The 18,772-nt window shown below is 69.9% G+C and carries 15 protein-coding genes; 2 read left to right on the top strand and 13 right to left on the bottom strand.

Annotated elements, in window-relative coordinates; genetic code table 11:
• Positions 1 to 27: 27 nt before the first annotated feature.
• The 7 genes from CP983_RS39665 to CP983_RS39635 all read right to left on the bottom strand — a co-directional run bounded on the left by CP983_RS39665 (position 28) and on the right by CP983_RS39635 (position 10,451).
• Positions 28 to 1,260, bottom strand: a complete 1,233-nt coding sequence (locus CP983_RS39665) for a sarcosine oxidase subunit beta family protein (protein ID WP_150505132.1) — start codon at positions 1,258 to 1,260, stop codon at positions 28 to 30.
• Between the two features lie 31 nt (positions 1,261 to 1,291).
• Positions 1,292 to 2,152, bottom strand: a complete 861-nt coding sequence (locus tag CP983_RS39660; RefSeq protein WP_150505130.1) for a bifunctional methylenetetrahydrofolate dehydrogenase/methenyltetrahydrofolate cyclohydrolase — start codon at positions 2,150 to 2,152, stop codon at positions 1,292 to 1,294.
• Positions 2,153 to 2,270: 118 nt separating this feature from the next.
• Complete coding sequence (locus CP983_RS39655; protein WP_150505128.1) at positions 2,271 to 4,709, bottom strand: GcvT family protein; 2,439 nt, start codon at positions 4,707 to 4,709, stop codon at positions 2,271 to 2,273.
• Positions 4,710 to 4,890: 181 nt separating this feature from the next.
• Positions 4,891 to 5,859: an ABC transporter substrate-binding protein gene (locus tag CP983_RS39650; RefSeq protein WP_030967255.1), complete on the bottom strand. Its 969-nt coding sequence runs from the start codon at positions 5,857 to 5,859 to the stop codon at positions 4,891 to 4,893.
• A gap of 13 nt (positions 5,860 to 5,872) precedes the next feature.
• Positions 5,873 to 7,876, bottom strand: coding sequence for an ABC transporter permease (locus CP983_RS39645; protein ID WP_150505126.1), 2,004 nt, complete (start codon positions 7,874 to 7,876; stop codon positions 5,873 to 5,875).
• Positions 7,876 to 8,973: a quaternary amine ABC transporter ATP-binding protein gene (locus tag CP983_RS39640; RefSeq protein WP_208852848.1), complete on the bottom strand. Its 1,098-nt coding sequence runs from the start codon at positions 8,971 to 8,973 to the stop codon at positions 7,876 to 7,878. Before CP983_RS39640 ends, CP983_RS39645 begins: the two co-directional genes overlap by 1 nt.
• An 8-nt stretch (positions 8,974 to 8,981) precedes the next feature.
• Entirely contained in the window at positions 8,982 to 10,451 is a 1,470-nt protein-coding gene (locus tag CP983_RS39635; RefSeq protein WP_150505122.1) for an aldehyde dehydrogenase family protein, read from the bottom strand.
• A 219-nt stretch (positions 10,452 to 10,670) separates the two neighbouring features.
• Here CP983_RS39635 and purU point away from each other — a divergent pair, with 219 nt between their 5' ends.
• Positions 10,671 to 11,543 carry a formyltetrahydrofolate deformylase gene (purU, locus tag CP983_RS39630; RefSeq protein ID WP_150505120.1) on the top strand — a complete coding sequence of 291 codons (873 nt, stop codon included), beginning with the start codon at positions 10,671 to 10,673 and terminating at the stop codon, positions 11,541 to 11,543.
• A 79-nt stretch (positions 11,544 to 11,622) separates the two neighbouring features.
• Here the strand turns inward: purU and CP983_RS39625 are convergent, their stop codons facing one another.
• The 3 genes from CP983_RS39625 to betA are packed head-to-tail and all read right to left on the bottom strand — an operon-like array spanning position 11,623 to position 14,988.
• Positions 11,623 to 12,465, bottom strand: a complete 843-nt coding sequence (locus CP983_RS39625; protein ID WP_150505118.1) for an alpha/beta fold hydrolase — start codon at positions 12,463 to 12,465, stop codon at positions 11,623 to 11,625.
• A 12-nt stretch (positions 12,466 to 12,477) separates the two neighbouring features.
• A complete protein-coding gene (locus tag CP983_RS39620; protein ID WP_150505116.1) occupies positions 12,478 to 13,314 on the bottom strand; it encodes a methylenetetrahydrofolate reductase in 837 nt (278 codons plus the stop codon).
• Positions 13,315 to 14,988, bottom strand: coding sequence for a choline dehydrogenase (gene betA, locus CP983_RS39615; protein WP_150505114.1), 1,674 nt, complete (start codon positions 14,986 to 14,988; stop codon positions 13,315 to 13,317).
• Between the two features lie 150 nt (positions 14,989 to 15,138).
• Here betA and CP983_RS39610 point away from each other — a divergent pair, with 150 nt between their 5' ends.
• Positions 15,139 to 15,936: an IclR family transcriptional regulator gene (locus CP983_RS39610; protein ID WP_185843863.1), complete on the top strand. Its 798-nt coding sequence runs from the start codon at positions 15,139 to 15,141 to the stop codon at positions 15,934 to 15,936.
• Between the two features lie 9 nt (positions 15,937 to 15,945).
• Here CP983_RS39610 and CP983_RS39605 read toward each other — a convergent pair whose 3' ends face one another.
• The 3 genes from CP983_RS39605 to CP983_RS39595 all read right to left on the bottom strand — a co-directional run bounded on the left by CP983_RS39605 (position 15,946) and on the right by CP983_RS39595 (position 18,702).
• Positions 15,946 to 17,076, bottom strand: a complete 1,131-nt coding sequence (locus tag CP983_RS39605; RefSeq protein ID WP_150505112.1) for an aromatic ring-hydroxylating oxygenase subunit alpha — start codon at positions 17,074 to 17,076, stop codon at positions 15,946 to 15,948.
• A gap of 103 nt (positions 17,077 to 17,179) precedes the next feature.
• The gene (locus CP983_RS39600) at positions 17,180 to 18,340 is read right to left on the bottom strand and encodes an NAD(P)/FAD-dependent oxidoreductase (protein ID WP_150505110.1); all 1,161 of its coding nucleotides are present in this window, start codon (positions 18,338 to 18,340) and stop codon (positions 17,180 to 17,182) included.
• Positions 18,337 to 18,702 carry a bifunctional 3-phenylpropionate/cinnamic acid dioxygenase ferredoxin subunit gene (locus CP983_RS39595; RefSeq protein ID WP_107911357.1) on the bottom strand — a complete coding sequence of 122 codons (366 nt, stop codon included), beginning with the start codon at positions 18,700 to 18,702 and terminating at the stop codon, positions 18,337 to 18,339. Before CP983_RS39595 ends, CP983_RS39600 begins: the two co-directional genes overlap by 4 nt.
• Positions 18,703 to 18,772: the final 70 nt, after the last annotated feature.

Genomic DNA, 18,772 nt, shown 5'->3' with positions numbered 1-18,772 from the left:
GATCGGCTCCCAGAGCTTCCAGTGGTCCTAGTGGGCCACAGCGGCCGCGCCGTGCTCGTCGACGAGCGCGCCGGTGGTGAAACGGTCGAGCGAGAAGGGGGCGTTCAGGGCGTGCGGGGTGTCGTTGGCGATGGTGTGGGCGTAGACCCAGCCGACGCCGGGGGTGGCCTTGAAGCCGCCGGTCCCCCAGCCGCAGTTGAGGTAGAGGTTGTCGACGGGGGTGAGGCCGATGATCGGTGAGGCGTCGGGGCTGACGTCGACGATGCCGCCCCAGGTGCGCAGGACGTGGGCGCGCGCGAAGACGGGGAAGAGTTCCAGGGCCGCCGCCATCTGTTCCTCGATGATGTGGAAGGCGCCGCGCTGGGTGTACGAGTTGTACGCGTCGACGCCGGCGCCCATGACCAGCTCGCCCTTGTGGGCCTGGCTCACGTACACGTGGACCGCGTTGGACATCACGACCGTGGGGTGGACGGGCTCCAGGAGCTCCGAGACCAGGGCCTGCAACGGGTGGCTCTGGAGCGGGAGTTCGATGCCGGCCATCGCGGCGAGGACGGAGGTGTGGCCCGCCGAGCACAGCGCCACCTTGCCGGCCGCGATGGGGCCCAGGTTCGTCCGCACTCCGACGACCCGGCCGCCGACCACGTCCAGGCCCGTGACCTCGCAGTTCTGGATGATGTCGATACCGGCCGCGTCGGCCGAGCGGGCCAGGCCCCAGGCGACGTAGTCGTGCTTGGCGATGCCCGCGCGGGGCTGGTAGGTGGCGCCCAGGACCGGATAGCGCACGTCCGGGGAGATGTTGACGATCGGGCAGACTTCCTTGACGCCGTCCGCGTCCAGCCACTCCGCGTCCACGCCGTTGAGGCGGTTCGCCTCGACGCGGCGGACGCTGTCGCGGACGTCCTGGAGGCTGTGCGCCAGGTTCAGCACGCCGCGCTGGGAGAACAGGATCGGATAGTCGAGCTCCTCCGCCAGTCCCTCCCACAGCTTGAGGGCGTGCTCGTAGATGCCGGCGCTCTCGTCCCACAGGTAGTTGGAGCGGATGATCGTGGTGTTGCGGGCCATGTTGCCGCCCGCGAGCCAGCCCTTCTCCAGCACGGCGACATTGGTGATGCCGTGGTTCCTGGCGAGGTAGTGGGCGGTGGCCAGGCCGTGTCCTCCGCCGCCGACGACGATGACGTCGTACGACCGCCTGGGCTCGGGGTTGCGCCACAGGAAGTCGGGGTGGTCGGGGAGTTCGGCGCCGGGGGTGCGGGGGCTCATCGGAGGGCTCCGTCCGCTGGAAGGGACAGGTTCATACGGTGTTAGCGTTCCTCTCGGCAGCCTCGACGACGTTGGCGAGCAGCATCGCCCGGGTCATGGGTCCCACTCCGCCGGGCATCGGCGCGACCCATCCGGCGACCTGGTTGGCGCCCGGGTGGATGTCGCCGACCAGGCCGCCGTCGGTGCGGGTGATGCCGACGTCCAGGACTGCCGCGCCCGGGCGGAGCATGTCGGCGGTGATCAGTCCGGGCGAGCCGGCGGCAGCGACGACGATGTCCGCCTCGCGTACGTGCCAGGCGAGGCCCTTGGTGCCGGTGTGGCACAGGGTGACCGTGGCGTTCTCGGATCGGCGGGTCAGCAGCAGTCCGAGGGGTCGGCCGACGGTGATGCCCCGGCCGATCACGCACACCCGTGCTCCGGGGATCGGCACGTCGTGGCGGCGCAGGAGTTCGACGATGCCGCGCGGAGTGCACGGCAGCGGCGCCTCCTCGCCGAGGACGAGGCGGCCGAGGTTGACGGGGTGCAGGCCGTCGGCGTCCTTCGCCGGGTCCATGCGTTCCAGTACGGCGCCCGCGTCCAGGTGGGCGGGGAGCGGCAGTTGGACGATGTAGCCGGTGCAGTCCGGGTCGGCGTTGAGTTCGTCGATCGTGTCCTCGACCTGCTGCTGCGAGGCGTCGGCGGGCAGGTCCCGGCGGATGGAGGCGATGCCGACCTGTGCGCAGTCGCGGTGCTTGCCGCCGACGTAGGCGTGACTGCCGGGGTCGTCGCCGACGAGGACGGTGCCGAGTCCTGGCGGTCGTCCGCCGGTGGCGGTCAGCTTGGCCACGCGCTCGGCCAGTTCGCCACGGATGACGGCGGCGGTGGCTTTGCCGTCGAGAAGCTTTGCGGTCACCGGTACTCCTTTCAAGAGGGATCTGCTGCGACGCCCTCAGGCGCGCGGGGAACTGCGCGACCAGCCACGACGGACGCGCGCCCGTCCACGACCCGTCGCGGCACTCCCTTGCGGACTGTCACCCACGAAGCCGGGACATCGAGGGGTCGAACAGCGGCTCCTCGGCCACGACCGCCTCGACCCGTCGGTCGAAGTAGCCGATCTCAACGCCCGTTCCGGGAACGGCGAGTTCCGCCGGCAGCCACGCGTAGGCGATCCCCTTGCCGATCGTGTAGCCGTACGAGGCGCTCGTGACGTACCCGACGGCCCGCTCGCCGTCGTACACAGGCTCCTTGCCCAGGACGACCGACCGGGGGTCGTCGATGGTGAGGCAGGTCAGCCTGCGCCGCACGTCGGCCTTGCGGCGCTCCAGTGCCGCCTTGCCGATGAAGTCGTCCTTGTCGAGCTTCACGGCGAAGCCGACGCCGGCCTCGTAGGGGTCGTGCTCGTAGGTCATGTCGGTGCCGAAGGAACGGTAGCCCTTCTCCAGGCGGAGGCTGTTGAAGGCGCCGCGTCCGGCGATGACGCCGCCGAGGGGCTCCGCGGCCCGCCAGAGGGTGTCCCAGAGCTTCAGGCCCTGGTCTGCGGTGGTGTAGAGCTCCCAGCCGAGTTCGCCGACGTAGCTCAGGCGCATCGCCGTCACCGGGACGCTGCCGATGTAGGCCCGCTTGGCGCGGAAGTACTTCAGGCCGTCGTTGGTGAAGTCCTCGTCCGTCAGGGGCTGGAGGACCTTGCGGGCGAGCGGGCCCCACAGGCCGATGCAGCAGGTGCCCGGCGTGATGTCGCGGACCTGGACGGTGCCGTCGGCGGGGAGGTGCCGGGTGAACCAGTCGAGGTCGAGGTTGCCGTTGGCGCCGACCTGGAAGAGGTCTCGGCCGAGGCGGGCGACGGTGATGTCGCTGCGGATGCCGCCGTCGTGGTCCAGGAGGAGCGTGTAGGTGACCGAGCCGACCGACTTGGCGACCTTGCCGGTGCACAGGCGCTCCAGGAGGTCGGCGGAACCGGGGCCGCTCACCTCCAGGCGCTTGAGGGCCGTCATGTCGTAGAGGGCGACGGTCTCGCGGGTGGCCTGCGCCTCTGCGCCGACGATGGGCGACCAGAACTGCGCGGCCCAGTCGTTGGGGGTCGGGATGTTGCGGCCCTCGACCAGAGTTGCGTTGGCCTCGTACCACTGCGGGCGCTCCCAGCCGTTGGCCTCCAGGAAGAAGGCGCCGTGCTCCTGCTGGCGGGGGTGGAAGGGGCTGGTGCGGATCGGGCGCGGGGCGCCGGAGGGCTGGAGGGGGTGGAGGATGTCGTAGACCTCGACGAAGTTCTGGCAGTCGCGGGCCAGGACGTACTCCGGGGACAGCTGGTGCGGCTCGAAGCGGTTGACGTCGCACTCGTGCAGGTCGAAGGACGAGCAGTGGCCGTCGACCAGCCACTCGGCCAGCGCCCGGCCCACGCCCGCGGAGTGCGTGACCCAGACGGCCTCGGCGACCCAGAAGCCCTTGACGTCCGGGGACTCCCCGAGGAGGGGGAAGTTGTCGGTGGTGAAGGAGAACAGGCCGTTGATGCCCTCCTCGACCTTCGCCTCGCGGGTCGCGGGGAGGAGGGACTGGGTCTCGGCCCAGGCGGGCTCGAAGTCCTCCTCGGTGAACTTCAGGACGGACGGCATCTCGTCGGCCTCGTCCACACCGAGGATCTCGTCGGCGGTGATGGGCATCGGGCGGTGGCCGTAGTAGCCGATGCCGATGCCGTCGAAGCGGTCGCGGTAGTAGAGGTCGGCGTCCTGGTGGCGCAGGATCGGGCGGACCGCCTCCTGCGTCTGGCCGGCGAGGGCCGGGACGGGGCCGGTCCAGGCGAGCTGGTGGGCGAGCGGCGTGAGCGGGAGGTTCATGCCGGCCATGCGGGCGATCTTCGGGCCCCAGATGCCGGCGCAGCACACGACGATGTCGGCGGGGATCTCGCCCTGGTCGGTCAGGACGCCGGTCACCTCGCCGTCGGCCTTCAGCACGTCGAGGACCTCGTGGCGGGCGAGGAAGCGCACTCCGCGCTCGGTGGCCCGGCGGATCTGTGCCTCGACGGCGAGGACCGCCTTGGCGAGGCCGTCCGTCGGGACGAGGAGGCCGCCGAGGACCTTGTCGCGGTCGACCAGGGGGTGTTGCTCGACGCACTCGTCGGGGGTCAGCAGCCGGGACTCGATGCCCCAGGCCGTGATCCAGCCGTGGCGGCGGTGCAGTTCCGTGAGGCGCTCGGGGCTGGTGGCCACTTCGAGGCCGCCGACCTGGAGGAAGCAGGGCTTGCCGTCGACGTCGAGGGAGCAGAACTTCTCGACGGTGTAGCGGGCCAGTTCGGTCATGGTCTTGGAGGAGTTCGTCTGGAAGACCAGGCCCGGGGCGTGCGAGCTGGAGCCCCCGGTGGCGGGGATCGGACCCTGGTCGACCACGGTCACTTCGGTCCAGCCGCGCGCGGAGATCTCGTCCGCGAGCGCCGCACCGACGACTCCCGCTCCGATGATGACCACTCGGGGTCCCGCCATCGCCGCACCTCCGGTTGAGTTGCTTTCTGCGCAACATGACTCAGGTTGCGCAACTCAATGTGCCTGCCGTGCAGGTGGGTGTCAAGAGGTCCGCTGACGTCGGGGAACGGCACGGAAAACAGCAATGCCCGGTGGGTGGTGCGAGTCCGCTCGCACCACCCACCGGGCATTCGTGAAGGGCCTACTTGATCCAGGCCTCCACCTTGTCGCGGTTGGCCTCGACCCACTTCTTGGCCGCCGCCTCGGGGGCCATCTTGTCGACGGCTATGTACTTCGCCACGACGTTCTGGTCGTCGTTCGTCCACGTGAAGTTCTTCACCAGGTCATAGGCCGGGCTGCCGGACTTGGCGAACTTCGCGCTGACGATCTTGTCCAGTTCGTACACCGGGTAGTCGCAGTCGACCTTCTCCGCGTCGGCGTCGCAACCGTCCTTGTACTCGGGCAGCTTGACCTTGACGAGCGGTACCTCGGACATGAACCACTGCGGCTCGTAGAAGTAGCCGATCACCCATTCCTTGTTCTTCTCCGCCTTGCGGAAGGCCTGGATGAGGGCGGTCTCGCTGCCCGCGTACACCACCTTGAAGTCCAGCTTCAGGTTCTTCACCAGCGCCTCGTCGTTGGTGACGAACGACGGGTCGCCGTCGAGCAGCTGGCCCTTCCCGCCCGACTCGGAGGTCTTGAACTCGGCCGCGTACTTGTCGAGGTTGTTCCAGTCGGTGATGTCGGGGTGCGCCTTGGCCAGCCACGGCGGCACGTACCAGCCGATGAGCCCCTTGTTGCCGGTCGGGCCGGCGTCCAGGGCCGTCTTCTGGTCGGTGATGTACTTCTTCTTCAGGTCGTCGTGGCCCCAGTTCTCGATGACGGCGTCGACCTCGCCCGTCCCGAAGCCCTGCCAGGCGATCTCCTCCTTGAGGTCCTTCTGGTTGACCTTGCAGCCGAGGTCGTGTTCCGCGACGTACGCGACGACCGCCGCGTTGGCCTCGTAGCCGACCCACGGGTTGACCGCGAGGTTGAAGGTGCCGCACTTGCCGGAGTCGCCCGAGCCGCCGGACCCCGCGGAGTCGTCGCCGACCTTCGCCCCGCCGCAGGCGGTGAGGGTGAGGCCGAGGACGGCCAGTCCGGCCGCGCCGGCTCGCCAGTGTCTTGCCATGGTGTGGTGCTCCTTATGCGCTGGTGCGGCGAGCCGCTGCCTGAGTGATCCGGTCGAACATGACGCCGAGAAGGACGATGGCGAGCCCCGCGGCGAGCCCCTTCCCGTACAGCTGGCCCTGCGAGAAACCGGCCACGACGTCGTAGCCGAGGGCGCCCGCGCCCACCAGACCGCCGACCACGACCATCGAAAGGACGTAGATCAGGCCCTGGTTGGTCGCGAGCGTGAGGGCGCTGCGCGCCATCGGCAGCTGGACCTTGGTGATGATCTGCCAGGTGTTGCACCCGGCCGAGGTGGCCGCCTCCACGGTGGTGGCGGGCACGTTCCGGACCCCGTCCGCGATGATCTTCATGGCGACGGGGGCCGCGTAGACGACGGCGGCGACGATCGCCGTGAAGCGGGTCGCGCCGAACAGCGCGAGGAACGGCACGAGATAGACGAACGGCGGCATGACCTGGGCCGCGTCCAGGCTGGGCCGCAGCAGCCGGTCGACCAGCGCGCTGCGTCCCATCCACACGCCGAAGCCGATGCCGAGCAGCATCACAAGGACCGTGGCGACGACGGTCGACGCCAGCGTCGTCATGCTGTCGGACCAGACACCGGTGCCGACGAGCAGGCCCACGCAGACGGCCGTGGTGATGCCGGCGCGCCAGCCCCCGAGGACCACGGCGAGCGCGATCAGAGCCGCGCCGACGAGCCACCACGGGGAGTCGGTCAGGACTGTCTGGAAGGGGTTGAGCAGACCGTTGGTGATGGCGTCGCGGAAGGCGTTGGTGAGCCCGGACAGGTTGTCCTGCGCCCAGGTCGTCACGCTGTCCGCCCAGCTGGAGATGGCGCTGCCCACGCCTCCCTCGCCGGGGAACTCCGCCGCCCACACATAGGTGTGCGAGAGGTAGACGAGGACCGCGGCGGCCGCAGCTCCGGCGCCGAGCAGCGGGCGGCGCCAGGTCAGGAAACGGTTCTTCGAGTTCCGGGCCGCCTCTTCGCGTCCGCTCGCCGCGGTGGTGACGCGGTCGAGCACGATGGCCATGACGACGATCGCGAGACCGGCGTTGAAGGCGGTGCCCACGTCGAGCGACTGGAGGGCCTGGACGACGGTCTTGCCGAGGCCGGGTGCGTCGATCAGGGCGGCGATGGTCACCATGGCCAGGGCGGCCATGATGGTCTGGTTGACGCCCATGACCACGGTCCGCTTGGACATCGGCAGCAGCACCTTCGTCAGCGCCTGCCGACGGGTGGCGCCCAGCGAGTCGGCCGCCTCGACCGTGGTCGTCGGCACGGAGCGGATGGCGTGCGCGGTGATCCGGATCGCGGGCGGCGCCGCGTAGATGAGCGTGGCGATGGTGGCGGAGGCCGGGCCGATGAGGAAGAACAGGGTCAGCGGGGCCAGGTAGACGAAGGTCGGCATCGTCTGCATGAAGTCCAGGAAGGGCGTCATGATCCGGTTGAACCGGTCGGACAGCCCTGCCCAGACCCCGAGCGGGATCGCGAACAGCAGCGCCACGAAGACGGCGGACACGGTCAGCGCGAGCGTGTCCATGCTCTCCTGCCACAGGCCCTGGAGCCCGAGGAAGGTGAAGCCGGCGACCGCCAGGAGCGCGACCCGCCAGTTGCCCACGGCCCAGGAGACATAGCCAACGATGCCGACGACACCGAGCCAGCCGATCTGCGGGACGGGACGGTCGGCGCCCGGCTGCGAGATCAACTCCTGCACGAAGGTCACCAGGGAGTCGATGACGAAGCGGATCTCGTTGAAGAAGTAGAGGAAGAGCGGGTTGGAGTTGCGGTCCGCGCCGATCGAGTCGTTGACGTCGTTGAACCACCGGTGCAGATCGGTGAGGTCGGCCGCCGCGAGGGTCAGGGTGTGCTTTCCGCGCAGTACGGCGAAGAGCACCAGCCAGAGCACGAGGATCGCGCCGACCACCATGGTCCGGCTGATCCTGCGTTCGGTCACGGCCGGAGCGGGCGGCTCCTCGACGGGTGCCGTCTTCTCCGGTTTCTCCATCGCGACGGTCATCACGCGCCGCCTTCCGTCCCGGCGACCACCGCGAGGATCTCCTCGTCGCCGACGATGCCGAGCAGCTTGCCGTTTTCGACGACCTTGACGGGCTTGTCGGCCGCCAGCACGGCCCGGGTGGCTTCCCGTACGACGACGTCCGGGCCGAGTTCGGGGCCGTCGAGGGCGTCGCCGTCGGCCGGCGGGCGCATGATCCAGCGCAGGGTCAGCACGTCGCCGCGCGGGACGTCCTTGACGAACTCGCGGACGTAGTCGTCCGCGGGGGCGCCGACGAGTTCGTCGCCGGTGCCGCACTGGACCATCTTGCCGTCGCGCATGATCAGGATGCGGTCGCCCAGCTTGAGGGCCTCGGAGAGATCGTGGGTGATGAACACCATGGTCTTGCCGACCTCGTGGTGCAGCCGGATGACCTCGTTCTGCATGTCGCGGCGGATCAGCGGGTCGAGCGCCGAGAAGGGCTCGTCGAAGAAGAGCACGTCGGGATCGCCGGCCAACGCCCGGGCGAGGCCCACGCGTTGCTGCATACCGCCGGAGAGCTGGTCGGGGTAGGAGTTCTCGTAGCCCGCGAGGCCGACGAGCTCGACGACCTCCTGGGCGCGCTTGGTGCGCTCGGCCCTGCTCATGCCCCGGATCTCCAGACCGAACGCCACGTTCTCGACGACGCGGCGGTGGGGCAGCAGACCGAAGTGCTGGAAGACCATGGAGAACTTGCGGCGCCGCAGGTCGCGCAGGCGCGCCTGGTCGGCCTGGCGGATGTCCTCGCCCTCGAAGACGATCTCGCCCGCGGTGGGTTCGATCAGCCGGGTGAGACATCGCACCAGGGTGGACTTGCCGGAGCCCGACAGGCCCATGACGACGAAGACCTCGCCGGGCGAGACGTCGAAGTGGACGTCCCGTACGGCGGCGGTGCATCCGGTGCGGTCCATGAGCTCGCGGCGGGTGAGGCCGCACAACTCCTCGGAGTCCGGCACCTGGTCGGCCTTCGGCCCGAACACCTTCCACAGCCTGCGCACGGAGATGACCGGGGTGGAGCCCGAGTCCTGGGGCGTGCCGCGCCGCTGCGGCACCTCGGTCTGAGTGGTCACGTTCGACCTCATTTCGGCGTTCAGCCGCGGAACCAGTGCTGCGGCCGGGGTTGGATGTTCTGCCAGATGTGTTTGGGCTCTCGGTATTCGTTCAGGCCGGTCGGGCCCAGCTCCCGGCCCACGCCCGAGTGCCCGAAGCCACCCCATTCCGCTTGCGGCACGTAGGGGTGGTAGTCGTTGATCCACACCGTGCCGTGGCGCAGCCGCCGGGCGACCCGCTGGGCCTTGCCTCCGTCCTGGGTCCACACGGCTCCGGCGAGTCCGTACTCGGTGTCGTTGGCGATGCGTACGGCGTCGTCCTCGTCGGTGAAGCGCTCCACGGTGAGCACGGGCCCGAAGGACTCCTCGTGGACGACGCGCATGTGCTGCCGGCACTCGTCGAGCACGGTGGGGAGGTAGTAGTGGCCGCCCGCCAGCGCGGGGTCGTCGGGCCGCGTGCCGCCGCAGCGCAGCACTGCGCCCTCGGCGAGCCCGGAGGCGACGTAGGCCTCGACCTTCGCCAGATGCTGTGCGGAGATCAGCGCCCCGGTCTCGGCGTCGGGGTCGAAGGGGCCGCCGAGGCGGATCTGCCGGGCCCGGCGGACGACCTCGTCGACGAAGCGGTCGTGCAGGGAGTCCTCGACGATCAGCCGGGCGCCGGCCGAGCAGACCTGGCCGGAGTGCAGGAAGACCGCGGTCAGGGCGAAGTCGACGGCCGTCTCGAAGTCGGCGTCGGCGAAGACGACGTTGGGGTTCTTGCCGCCGAGTTCGAGGGCGACCTTCTTCACGGTCGACGCGGCGGTGGCCATGATGCGCCTGCCGGTGTCGAGGCCGCCGGTGAAGGAGACCATGTCGACCCGCGGGTCGTCGGACAGGGGTGCGCCGGCTTCGGGTCCCGCGCCGAGGACGAGGTTGGCGACGCCCGCCGGGAGCCCGGCCTCCTCCAGCGCCCTCATCAGCAGGACGGAGGTGGAGGGCGTGAGCTCGCTGGGCTTGAGGACGATGGTGTTGCCGGCCAGGAGCGCCGGTGCGACCTTCCAACTCGCTTGCAGCAGTGGGTAGTTCCACGGCGTGATCAGTCCGCACACGCCGACCGGTTCGTACACGACACGGCTTACGGCGTCGTCCCGGCCGGTGTCGATCACCCGTCCCGCGTCGGTACCGCCGAGGCCGCCGTAGTGGCGCAGACAGGAGACGACGTCGGCGATGTCGTACTCGCTCTCCACCAGCCGCTTGCCGGTGTCCAGGGACTCGGCGCGGGCGAAGTCCTTCGCGTCGCGTTCGAGGATGTCGGCGGTGCGCAGCAGCAGCGCGCCGCGCTCCCGTTCGGGGGTGTTCGGCCAGTGCCCCGCGTCGAACGCACGGCGGGCGGCGGCGATCGCGGCCTCGGTGTCGGGGCGGGTCGCCTCGGAGACGGTCGCCGAGAGCGTGCCGTCAGCGGGACACCGGATCTCCCGGCTTCCGCCGGCCACCGGATCCCGCCATTCGCCATCCACATACAGGTCTGCCACGCGCCGAGCCTTTCAACAGAAATTCGTTGCGCATCATGCACCCGATTGCTTGTGGTGGAACACCCTGGCGAATGTCCAGACAGTCGTCAAGGGGTTCGCCGATGACGATTCAGTCATGCGATCACTTGCCCTCCCCACCCTTGACCGGGAGGGGTGACGACCCGACCATGTTGCGTATCGCTCACCTTGTTGTGCAATGCGCACCGACGGAGGCCGCACATGTCCCCTCGACCGCAACCCGGCCGTGAGTACGTCCTTACTCTCTCCTGCCCAGACAGCGCCGGACTGGTCCACGCAGTGAGCGGCTTTCTCGTCAGGAACTCCGGCAACATCCTGGAGAGCCAGCAGTTCGACGACCGGCTCCAGGACCGTTTCTTCATGCGGGTCCACTTCGACGTTTCGGATCCGGACGTCGATCTGGAAAACCTGCGTTACCGGTTCGGCCCCGTCGCCCAGGCCCACAGCATCACCTGGACCATGACCGACGCCGCCACCCCGACCCGGACCCTGATCATGGTGTCCCGGTTCGGCCACTGCCTGAACGACCTGCTGTTCCGCCGTCGCACCGGCGCCCTCAACATCGAGATCCCGGCGATCGTCTCCAACCACCGCGACTTCGAGGGACTCGCCGAGACGTACGGCATCCCCTTCCACCACGTCCCTGTCACCAGGGACACCAAGCCCGAGGCGGAGGCGCGGCTGCTGGAGCTGGTGCGCGAACTGGACGTCGACCTGGTGGTACTGGCCCGCTACATGCAGATCCTCTCCGACGACCTGTGCAAGCAGCTCGAGGGCCGCGCGATCAACATCCACCACTCCTTCCTGCCCAGCTTCAAGGGCGCCCGCCCCTACGATCAGGCGTACACCCGCGGCGTGAAGCTGGTCGGCGCGACGGCGCACTACGTGACGCCGGATCTGGACGAGGGGCAGATCATCGAGCAGGACGTGGTCCGGGTGGACCACTCGCTCGACCCCGGCGAACTGGTCACCGTCGGACGGGACGTGGAGGCGCAGGTGCTCGCGCACGCGGTGAAGTGGCACAGCGAGAGCCGCGTGATGGTGGACGGCAACCGCACGGTGGTCTTCCGCTGAGCGGACGCGGCGAAGGGGCGGGACCGGGGTATCCGGTCCCGCCCTCGTCGTATACGGCCCCTGCGTCCCGTCCGCCCTGTCACCGGTGCCGCTGGAGGAAGTCGAGCAGAGCTGCCGTGAGCTGCGCGGGGGCGTCCTCCTGGACGAGGTGCCCCGCGCCGGCGATCGGTTCGAACCGCGCGCCCGGGACGAGGGCGGCCAGCTCGTGTCCCTTCGCGATCGGGATCCAGGTGTCGTCCTCGCCCCAGCAGACCAGCGTGGGAATGCCGATCGTGCCGTAGCGGCCCTGGATCTCGTCGGTGTAGCGCTGGTCCGCCTGGGCGATCTGCCGGTAGAAGGCGGCCTGGCCGGTGTCGTCCAGCCAGGGCTCGACGAGCCGGTCGAGGACGTCGGGGCGCACGCCCGGGCTGCTCGCGGAGGAGACGTACTCGCGCACCAGGGCGCCGTGCAGCGCGGGCGGCAACCGTTGGAAGACGTCGGCGTGGGCGCCGACGAGCCGGAAGAACGGGGAGCCCCAAGGGGCCAGGGCGACCGGGTCGACCAGGGCGAGGGCCCGGTAGCGGGCGTCGTGCAGCAGATGGGCCCGCAGGGCGACGGCGCCGCCGAAGTCATGGGCGACGACCAGCGGCTCCGTGAGCTGCCAGTGGGCCAGCAGTTCGCCGAGGACGCCGCCCTGGGCGGCCAGGGACACGTCCTGCCCCTCGGCCTTCTCGGAGCTGCCGTAGCCGGGCATGTCCCAGACGTGGACGTCGTACTCGCGGGCGAGCGAGCGGGCGACGGCACGCCAGACGTAGGAGGAGAAGGGCGTGCCGTGCAGCAGGACGACCGGTGGTCCGCCGGGCGGGCCCAGCCGGTCCCAGCGGACGTCACCGGACGTGCTGTTGAAGGTTCGGGTCAGATGCCAGTCGCTGTCGGCCGCCATGCCTCTCCCGGTTCAGTCGCCGAGGCGGTCCAGCAGGGCGCGGCGCCATCGCTCGGTCTCGGCGATCTGGTTGAAGGTGAACAGATGCAGGCCCGCCACTCCGGCCGAGGGGGCGGTCAGTGCCCCCTCGGCGCGGGTCAGGAGCCTCTCGGGTGCATACCCACCGGGCGTCGCGAACCTCAGGAACCACGAGGGGTGTTTCGTCAGGAAGCGCGTCGACTCCCCCACCCCGATCTTCGTCGCCATGGCCAGCAGCTTCGCCCGCTGCACCGGCCCGGCCACCCCCACGTACAGCGGCAGGGCGATGTCCCGGCGGCGTATCCGGCCGATCCACTCCCCCAGCAGCCGCGGGTCGAAGCAGAGGTTGCTCACGACGTACGTGGCGTGCTCGCGCTTGTCCCACATGGCCTGGACGGTGACGTCGTCATGGATGAGGGGATGGCTCTCCGGGTAGCCGGTGACACCGACGCGGGCGAAGGGCCTGCCCAGCTCGGTCAGCCTGCGCAGCACCGGCAGGGCCCCCTCGTAGACCCCGGCGGGCGGGTCGGCGTCACCCGCGGGGACGAAGACGTCGTCGATGCCCACCTCGCCGAGCCGGCCCGCGACCTCCTTCAGGTGCAGGTCGTCGCGCAGCAGCCGGGCCGGCACGTGCGGCACGACCCGGTAGCCGTGCGCGGCGAGGCGTACGGCGAGGTCGAGGGTGGGTTCCAGGCCCTTGACCGGCGACGCCGTCACGGTGACGACGACGTCGCGCGGCACATGGGCGAGGACCTTGTCCTCGGTCGCCCTCGCGGGCAGCACCTCGTAGCGGACGCGTTCCAGCAGCGCCCTCAGTCCCGCGGCGGCCAACTAGCGCTCCGCCTGCTTCTGCGCGTCCGGGTGGCGGTAGTACGCGGCCTTCGACGGGGCGAGCGGCTCCTTGCCGAGGATCAGGTCGGCCGCCTTCTCGGCGACCATCATCACCGGGGCGTAGATGTTGCCGTTGGTGACGTACGGCATCACCGACGCGTCGACGACCCTGAGGCCCTCCACGCCGTGCACCCGCATGCTGGTGGGGTCGACGACGGACATCTCGTCGGTGCCCATCTTGCAGGTGCAGGACGGGTGCAGAGCGGTCTCGCCGTCCTTGGCGACCCAGGCGAGGATCTCCTCGTCCGTCTTGACGGACGGTCCGGGCGAGACCTCCCCGTCGTTGTAGGCGGCGAGCGCGGGCTGGTTGAGGAGCTTGCGGGCCACCCGGATCGACTCGACCCACTCGCGGCGGTCCTGCTCGGTGGAGAGGTAGTTGAAGCGCAGGGCCGGGTGCTCGCGCGGGTCCTTGCTCTTGATCTTCACGGAGCCGATGGCATCGGAGTACATGGGGCCCACGTGGACCTGGTAGCCGTGTCCGCCCGCGGGCACGGAGCCGTCGTAGCGGACCGCGATCGGCAGGAAGTGGAACATCAGGTTGGGGTAGTCGACGTCCTCGTTGCTGCGGGCGAAGCCGCCGGCCTCGAAGTGGTTCGTCGCGGCCGGGCCCTTCCGGAACAGCCACTGCAGGCCGATGAAGGGGGCGCGCCACTTCGCCAGGTACGGCTGCATGGAGACGGGCTGCTTGCAGGCGTACTGGATGTAGACCTCGAGGTGGTCCTGCATGTTCTCGCCGACGCCCGGCAGGTCGTGCACGACGTCGATGCCGAGGGCGCGCAGTTCGGCGGCGTTGCCGACGCCGGAGAGCTGAAGGAGCTGCGGGGAGTTGATGGCGCCGCCGCAGAGGATGACCTCCTTGGCGCGGACCTGCTGCGGGGCCCCCTTGCCGCGCTGGTATTCGACGCCGACGGCCTTCTTGCCCTCGAACAGGACTCGGGTGACCAGGGCACGCGTCTTGACCGTGAGGTTGGGGCGCTTGCGGACGGGCTTGAGGTACGCCTTCGAGGCCGACAGCCGGCGTCCGCGGTGGACGTTGCGGTCGAACTTGGCGAAGCCTTCCTGCCGGTAGCCGTTGACGTCGTCGGTGGGGGCGTACCCGGCTTCCTCGGTGGCCTTGAGGAAGGCGCCGAAGAGGGGGTTGGTGGCGGGGCCGCGTTCGAGCACGAGGGGGCCGTCGTGGCCGCGGAACTCGTCGTCGGGGTCGGCGGCGAGGCAGTTCTCCATCCGCCGGAAGTACGGCAGGCAGTGCGCGTAGTCCCAGGTCTCCATGCCGGGGTCGGCGGCCCAGCGCTCGTAGTCCATGGGGTTGCCGCGCTGGAAGATCATGCCGTTGATGCTGGAGGAGCCGCCGAGGACCTTGCCGCGGGCGTGGTAGACGCGCCGGCCGCCCATGTGGGGCTCGGGCTCGGATTCGTACTTCCAGTCGTAGAAGCGGCTGCCGATGGGGTAGGTCAGCGCCGCGGGCATGTGAATGAAGACGTCCCACGGATAGTCCGACCGGCCCGCCTCCAGCACGAGCACCCGGTTCGCGGGGTCCGCCGAGAGCCGGTTCGCCAGTGCGCTGCCGGCCGAGCCGCCACCGACGATGACGAAGTCGTATTGCAGGGAAGCCATGGTGCCTCGTCTCGCTTGCGCCGTCGATACGCGTGGCATGCTAGACCGGTCCCGCTATACGCACCAGGTTGCGAACAACGCAACTTCGAACGTCTTTGTTGCGACCCGGTTACTTGCGGCCATGTTGTTTACTACGCGTATAGTTTCACTGTGAGCAACTACAGCCATGACACAGAAACGTCGAATTCGCAGGCCGGCGGCGTCCAGTCGGTGGACCGGGCGATCAGCGTGCTGGAGATCCTCGCCCAGCGTGGCGAAGCGGGCGTGAGCGAGGTGGCGGCCGAGATCGACGTGCACAAGTCCACCGCGTTTCGTCTGCTCGGCGCCCTGGAGTCGCGCGGCCTCGTGGAGCAGGCCGGCGAGCGGGGCAAGTACCGGCTCGGCTTCGGCATCGTCCGCCTGGCCGGCGCGGTCACCGGCCGTATCGACATCACCCAGCAGGGCCGCCCGATCTGCGAGCGCCTGGCCGAGGAACTCGGCGAGACGGTCAACATCGCCGTGATGCAGGAGCAGTACGCGATCAACCTGTACCAGGTGCGCGGTCCCGGAGCGATCACCGCCCACAACTGGGTCGGCCAGCTCACCCCCCTGCACGCCACGTCGAGCGGCAAGATCCTGCTGGCGTACCTGCCGACCAAGGAGCGCACGGCGCTGCTGTCGGAGACCGGCCTGAAGAAGGTCACGGCGCGCACCATCACGGCGAAGACGAAGCTGGAGAAGAACCTCGCCGAGGCGCGCGAGCGCAGGTACTCCATCACCCTGGAGGAGCTGGAGATCGGCCTGCATGCGATGGCCGCGCCGGTCCGCAACCGCGACGGCGACGTCATCGCCGCGCTGAGCGCCTCCGGCCCCGCCTACCGGCTCACCGAGGACCGTATGCACGAGCTCTCCCCGGTGCTGCTCAAGGGCGCCGAGGAGATCAGCCACCGGATGGGCTTCCTGGGCTGATCCGCCCGGCTACGACAGGGGGGCGCCGAGGCGCTCGTTCACCCAGTCGTGGAACGCACCGATGTGGTGCTCGCTGGGCACCAGCACGCCACCCTTGGCGTACATGCGCGACCCCATGCCGGGCTGGGTCCTTTCGCATGCCTCGAAGTCCTGGCGGTTGACCCGGTCGAAGAGCTCCACGGACCGGCTGACGTCCTTGCCGCTCTCGACGACGTGCGGCAGGTAGAGCCAGTCGCACTCCACGATCGTGCGGTCCACGGACACCGGGTACATCCGGTGGAAGATGACGTGGTCCGGGACGAGGTTGATGAACACCTGCGGCTTGACGGTGATCGCGTAGTAGCGGCGGTCCTGGTCGTCGGCGACGCCGGGAATGCGGTCCAGGCCCTCGGAGCCGTCCACGGTGAAGCCCTGCACGTCCTCGCCGAACTCGGCGCCGTGGCCCACGTAGTACTGAGCGGCGTAGCCGTCCGCGAACTCCGGCAGCACCTCGGTGAGTTCGGGGTGGATCGTGGCGCAGTGGTAGCACTCCATGAAGTTCTCGATGATGAGCTTCCAGTTGGCCTTCACGTCATAGGTAATACGACGGCCCACCTGGAGATTGTCGATGTCGTAGCGGTCGATCGACTCGACGTCGCCGAGGCGGGAGACGACCTCGCCGATGACGTCCTCCTCGAAGGACGGCGGGTTCTCCGCGAGGCACACCCAGACATAGCCGAGCCATTCCCGCACGGCCACGCTCACCAGCCCGTACTCGGTGCGCCCGACGTCGGGCATCTTGGTGAGGTTGGGGGCGGCCACGAGCTTGCCGTTCAGGTCGTACGTCCAGGCGTGGTACGGGCACTGGAAGGCCCGCTTGACCTCGCCGGACTCCTCCGTGCAGATCCTGGCCCCGCGGTGCCGGCACACGTTGAACCAGGCACGGATGCCGTTGTCCCTGGCCCGGGCGACGAGGATGCTCTCGCGGCCCACGTCGACGGTACGGAAGGCCCCGGGCTTCGCCAGCTCCGAGGCGCGCGCGACGCAGAACCACATGGTCTCGAATATGCGCTCCTGCTCCTGGGCGAAGATCCCCGGATCCGTGTAGGAGGTGCCGGGGAGGGTGGCGATCAGGCTGTCCGGCAGGCCGGTCGAGGTCACGGTGCACTCCTCGGAGGACGTCGGGGAGCGCCCCTCAGGGGCGCGGGGAACTGCGCGACCGGCCACAACGGCGCCGCGGGAAGACAACAACCCATCTCGCTGCTCACAGCGGAGCGGCCAGGTGCTTGCGCCAGCGCGTGAACAGCCTCGGCTGGTTCATTCCGAGCACGGCGACCGGGATGCCGGACCGCCGGTAGACGGCCAGGACGTTGCGCTCGTCCGGGGTGCCGTCCTCGATGGTGACGCTGTCGGCGCCGGCCGCGTGACCGGCGAACTGGATCTTCACGCCGTACTGGTCGGACCAGAAGTACGGCGGCCGGGGCACGCCCGGTGCCACGGCGCCGCCCGCCAGCAGTGCGGCGATCGCGGCGTCGGGACGCTCACGCGCGCCGGTCCAGTGCTCGACCCGGCGGTGCAGGCCCGAGCGCGGGTCGTACCAGTTGGCGCAGTCGCCGACGGCGACCACGCCGGCCAGGCTGGTGCGGCCGTCCGCACCGCACTTGACGCCGTTGTCGAGGACGACGCCGGAGCCCTCCAGCCACTCGACGTTCGGGCGGGCGCCCACCCCGACCACGACGACGTCCGCCGGGACGGTGCGGCCGTCCTCCAGCAGGACGGCGTCCACCCGCCTCTCGCCGCTCAGCCCCTTCACGCCCACCCCGCACAACAGTGCCACGCCGTGGTCCGCGTGGAGGGCGGAGACGACGGCGCCCATGGCCTCGCCGAGGGGTCCGGCGAGCGGTGCGGGGGCCGCCTCCACGACGGTGACCTCCAGCCCGAGGGCGCGGGCGGTGGAGGCGACCTCGGCTCCGATGAAGCCGCCGCCGATCACCACCAGCCGTCCGCCCAGGGCCAGTTCGTCGCGCAGGGCGCGGGCGTCGTCCAGGGTGCGCAGGGTGTGCACTCCGGCCAGGCCCGCGGAACCGGGCAGGGTGCGGGCCGCGGCACCGGTCGCGATGACGAAGCCGTCGGCGCGGACCTGACGTCCGTCGGCGAGCCGGAGCGTGCGCTCCGCGTGGTCGAGCGCGACGGCCCGGGTGCCGAGCAGCCACTCGGCCCGCAGGTCCTCGTCGTCCGTCTCCAGCGCGAGCTCCGGTTCACCGAGGGTGCCGGCGAGGAACTCCTTGGACAGCGGGGGCCGGTCGTAGGGGCGGTGGAGCTCGTCGCCGATGACGACCAGCCGCCCGTCGTAGCCCTGTCTGCGCAGTGAGCGCGCCGCCGACAGGCCGGCGAGGGAGGCGCCGACCACGGCGACGGTCCTCACGCGGGACCTCCGGCGAGCCGCGCGGCGATGCAGGGCGGCAGGTTGGGCGCCTCGGTGGAGAGCCGGACGTGGATCATGCCGTCCTCGTCGACGACGACCTCGTGCGTCCGGACCGGAAGCTTCGCCGGCGGGGCGTCGACCGCGCCGGTCCTCAGGTCGAACTTCGAAGCATGCAGCGGGCATTCCACCTCGCGCCCCTCCAGCCAGCCGTCGGCGAGCGACGCGTCCTGGTGGGTGCAGGTGTCGTCGATGGCGAAGAGCTCTCCATCGTCGGTGTGGAACACCGAGACCGGCGGATCGATGTCGAGCCGGTGGGCCTCGCCTCGCGGGAGATCCGCGAGACGGCACGCGGGAATCATCATGACACCTCGGGTGCGTATAGCGAAACGGATTGCGGTAAGCGCAACGTCAGTTTGGGGGCCGCTCAGAAGC

This window comes from Streptomyces chartreusis, from assembly GCF_008704715.1.
Taxonomy (GTDB): domain Bacteria; phylum Actinomycetota; class Actinomycetes; order Streptomycetales; family Streptomycetaceae; genus Streptomyces; species Streptomyces chartreusis.
Note: the sequence above shows the minus strand (reverse complement) of the source record. Positions and strands in the feature narration are given on the sequence as shown.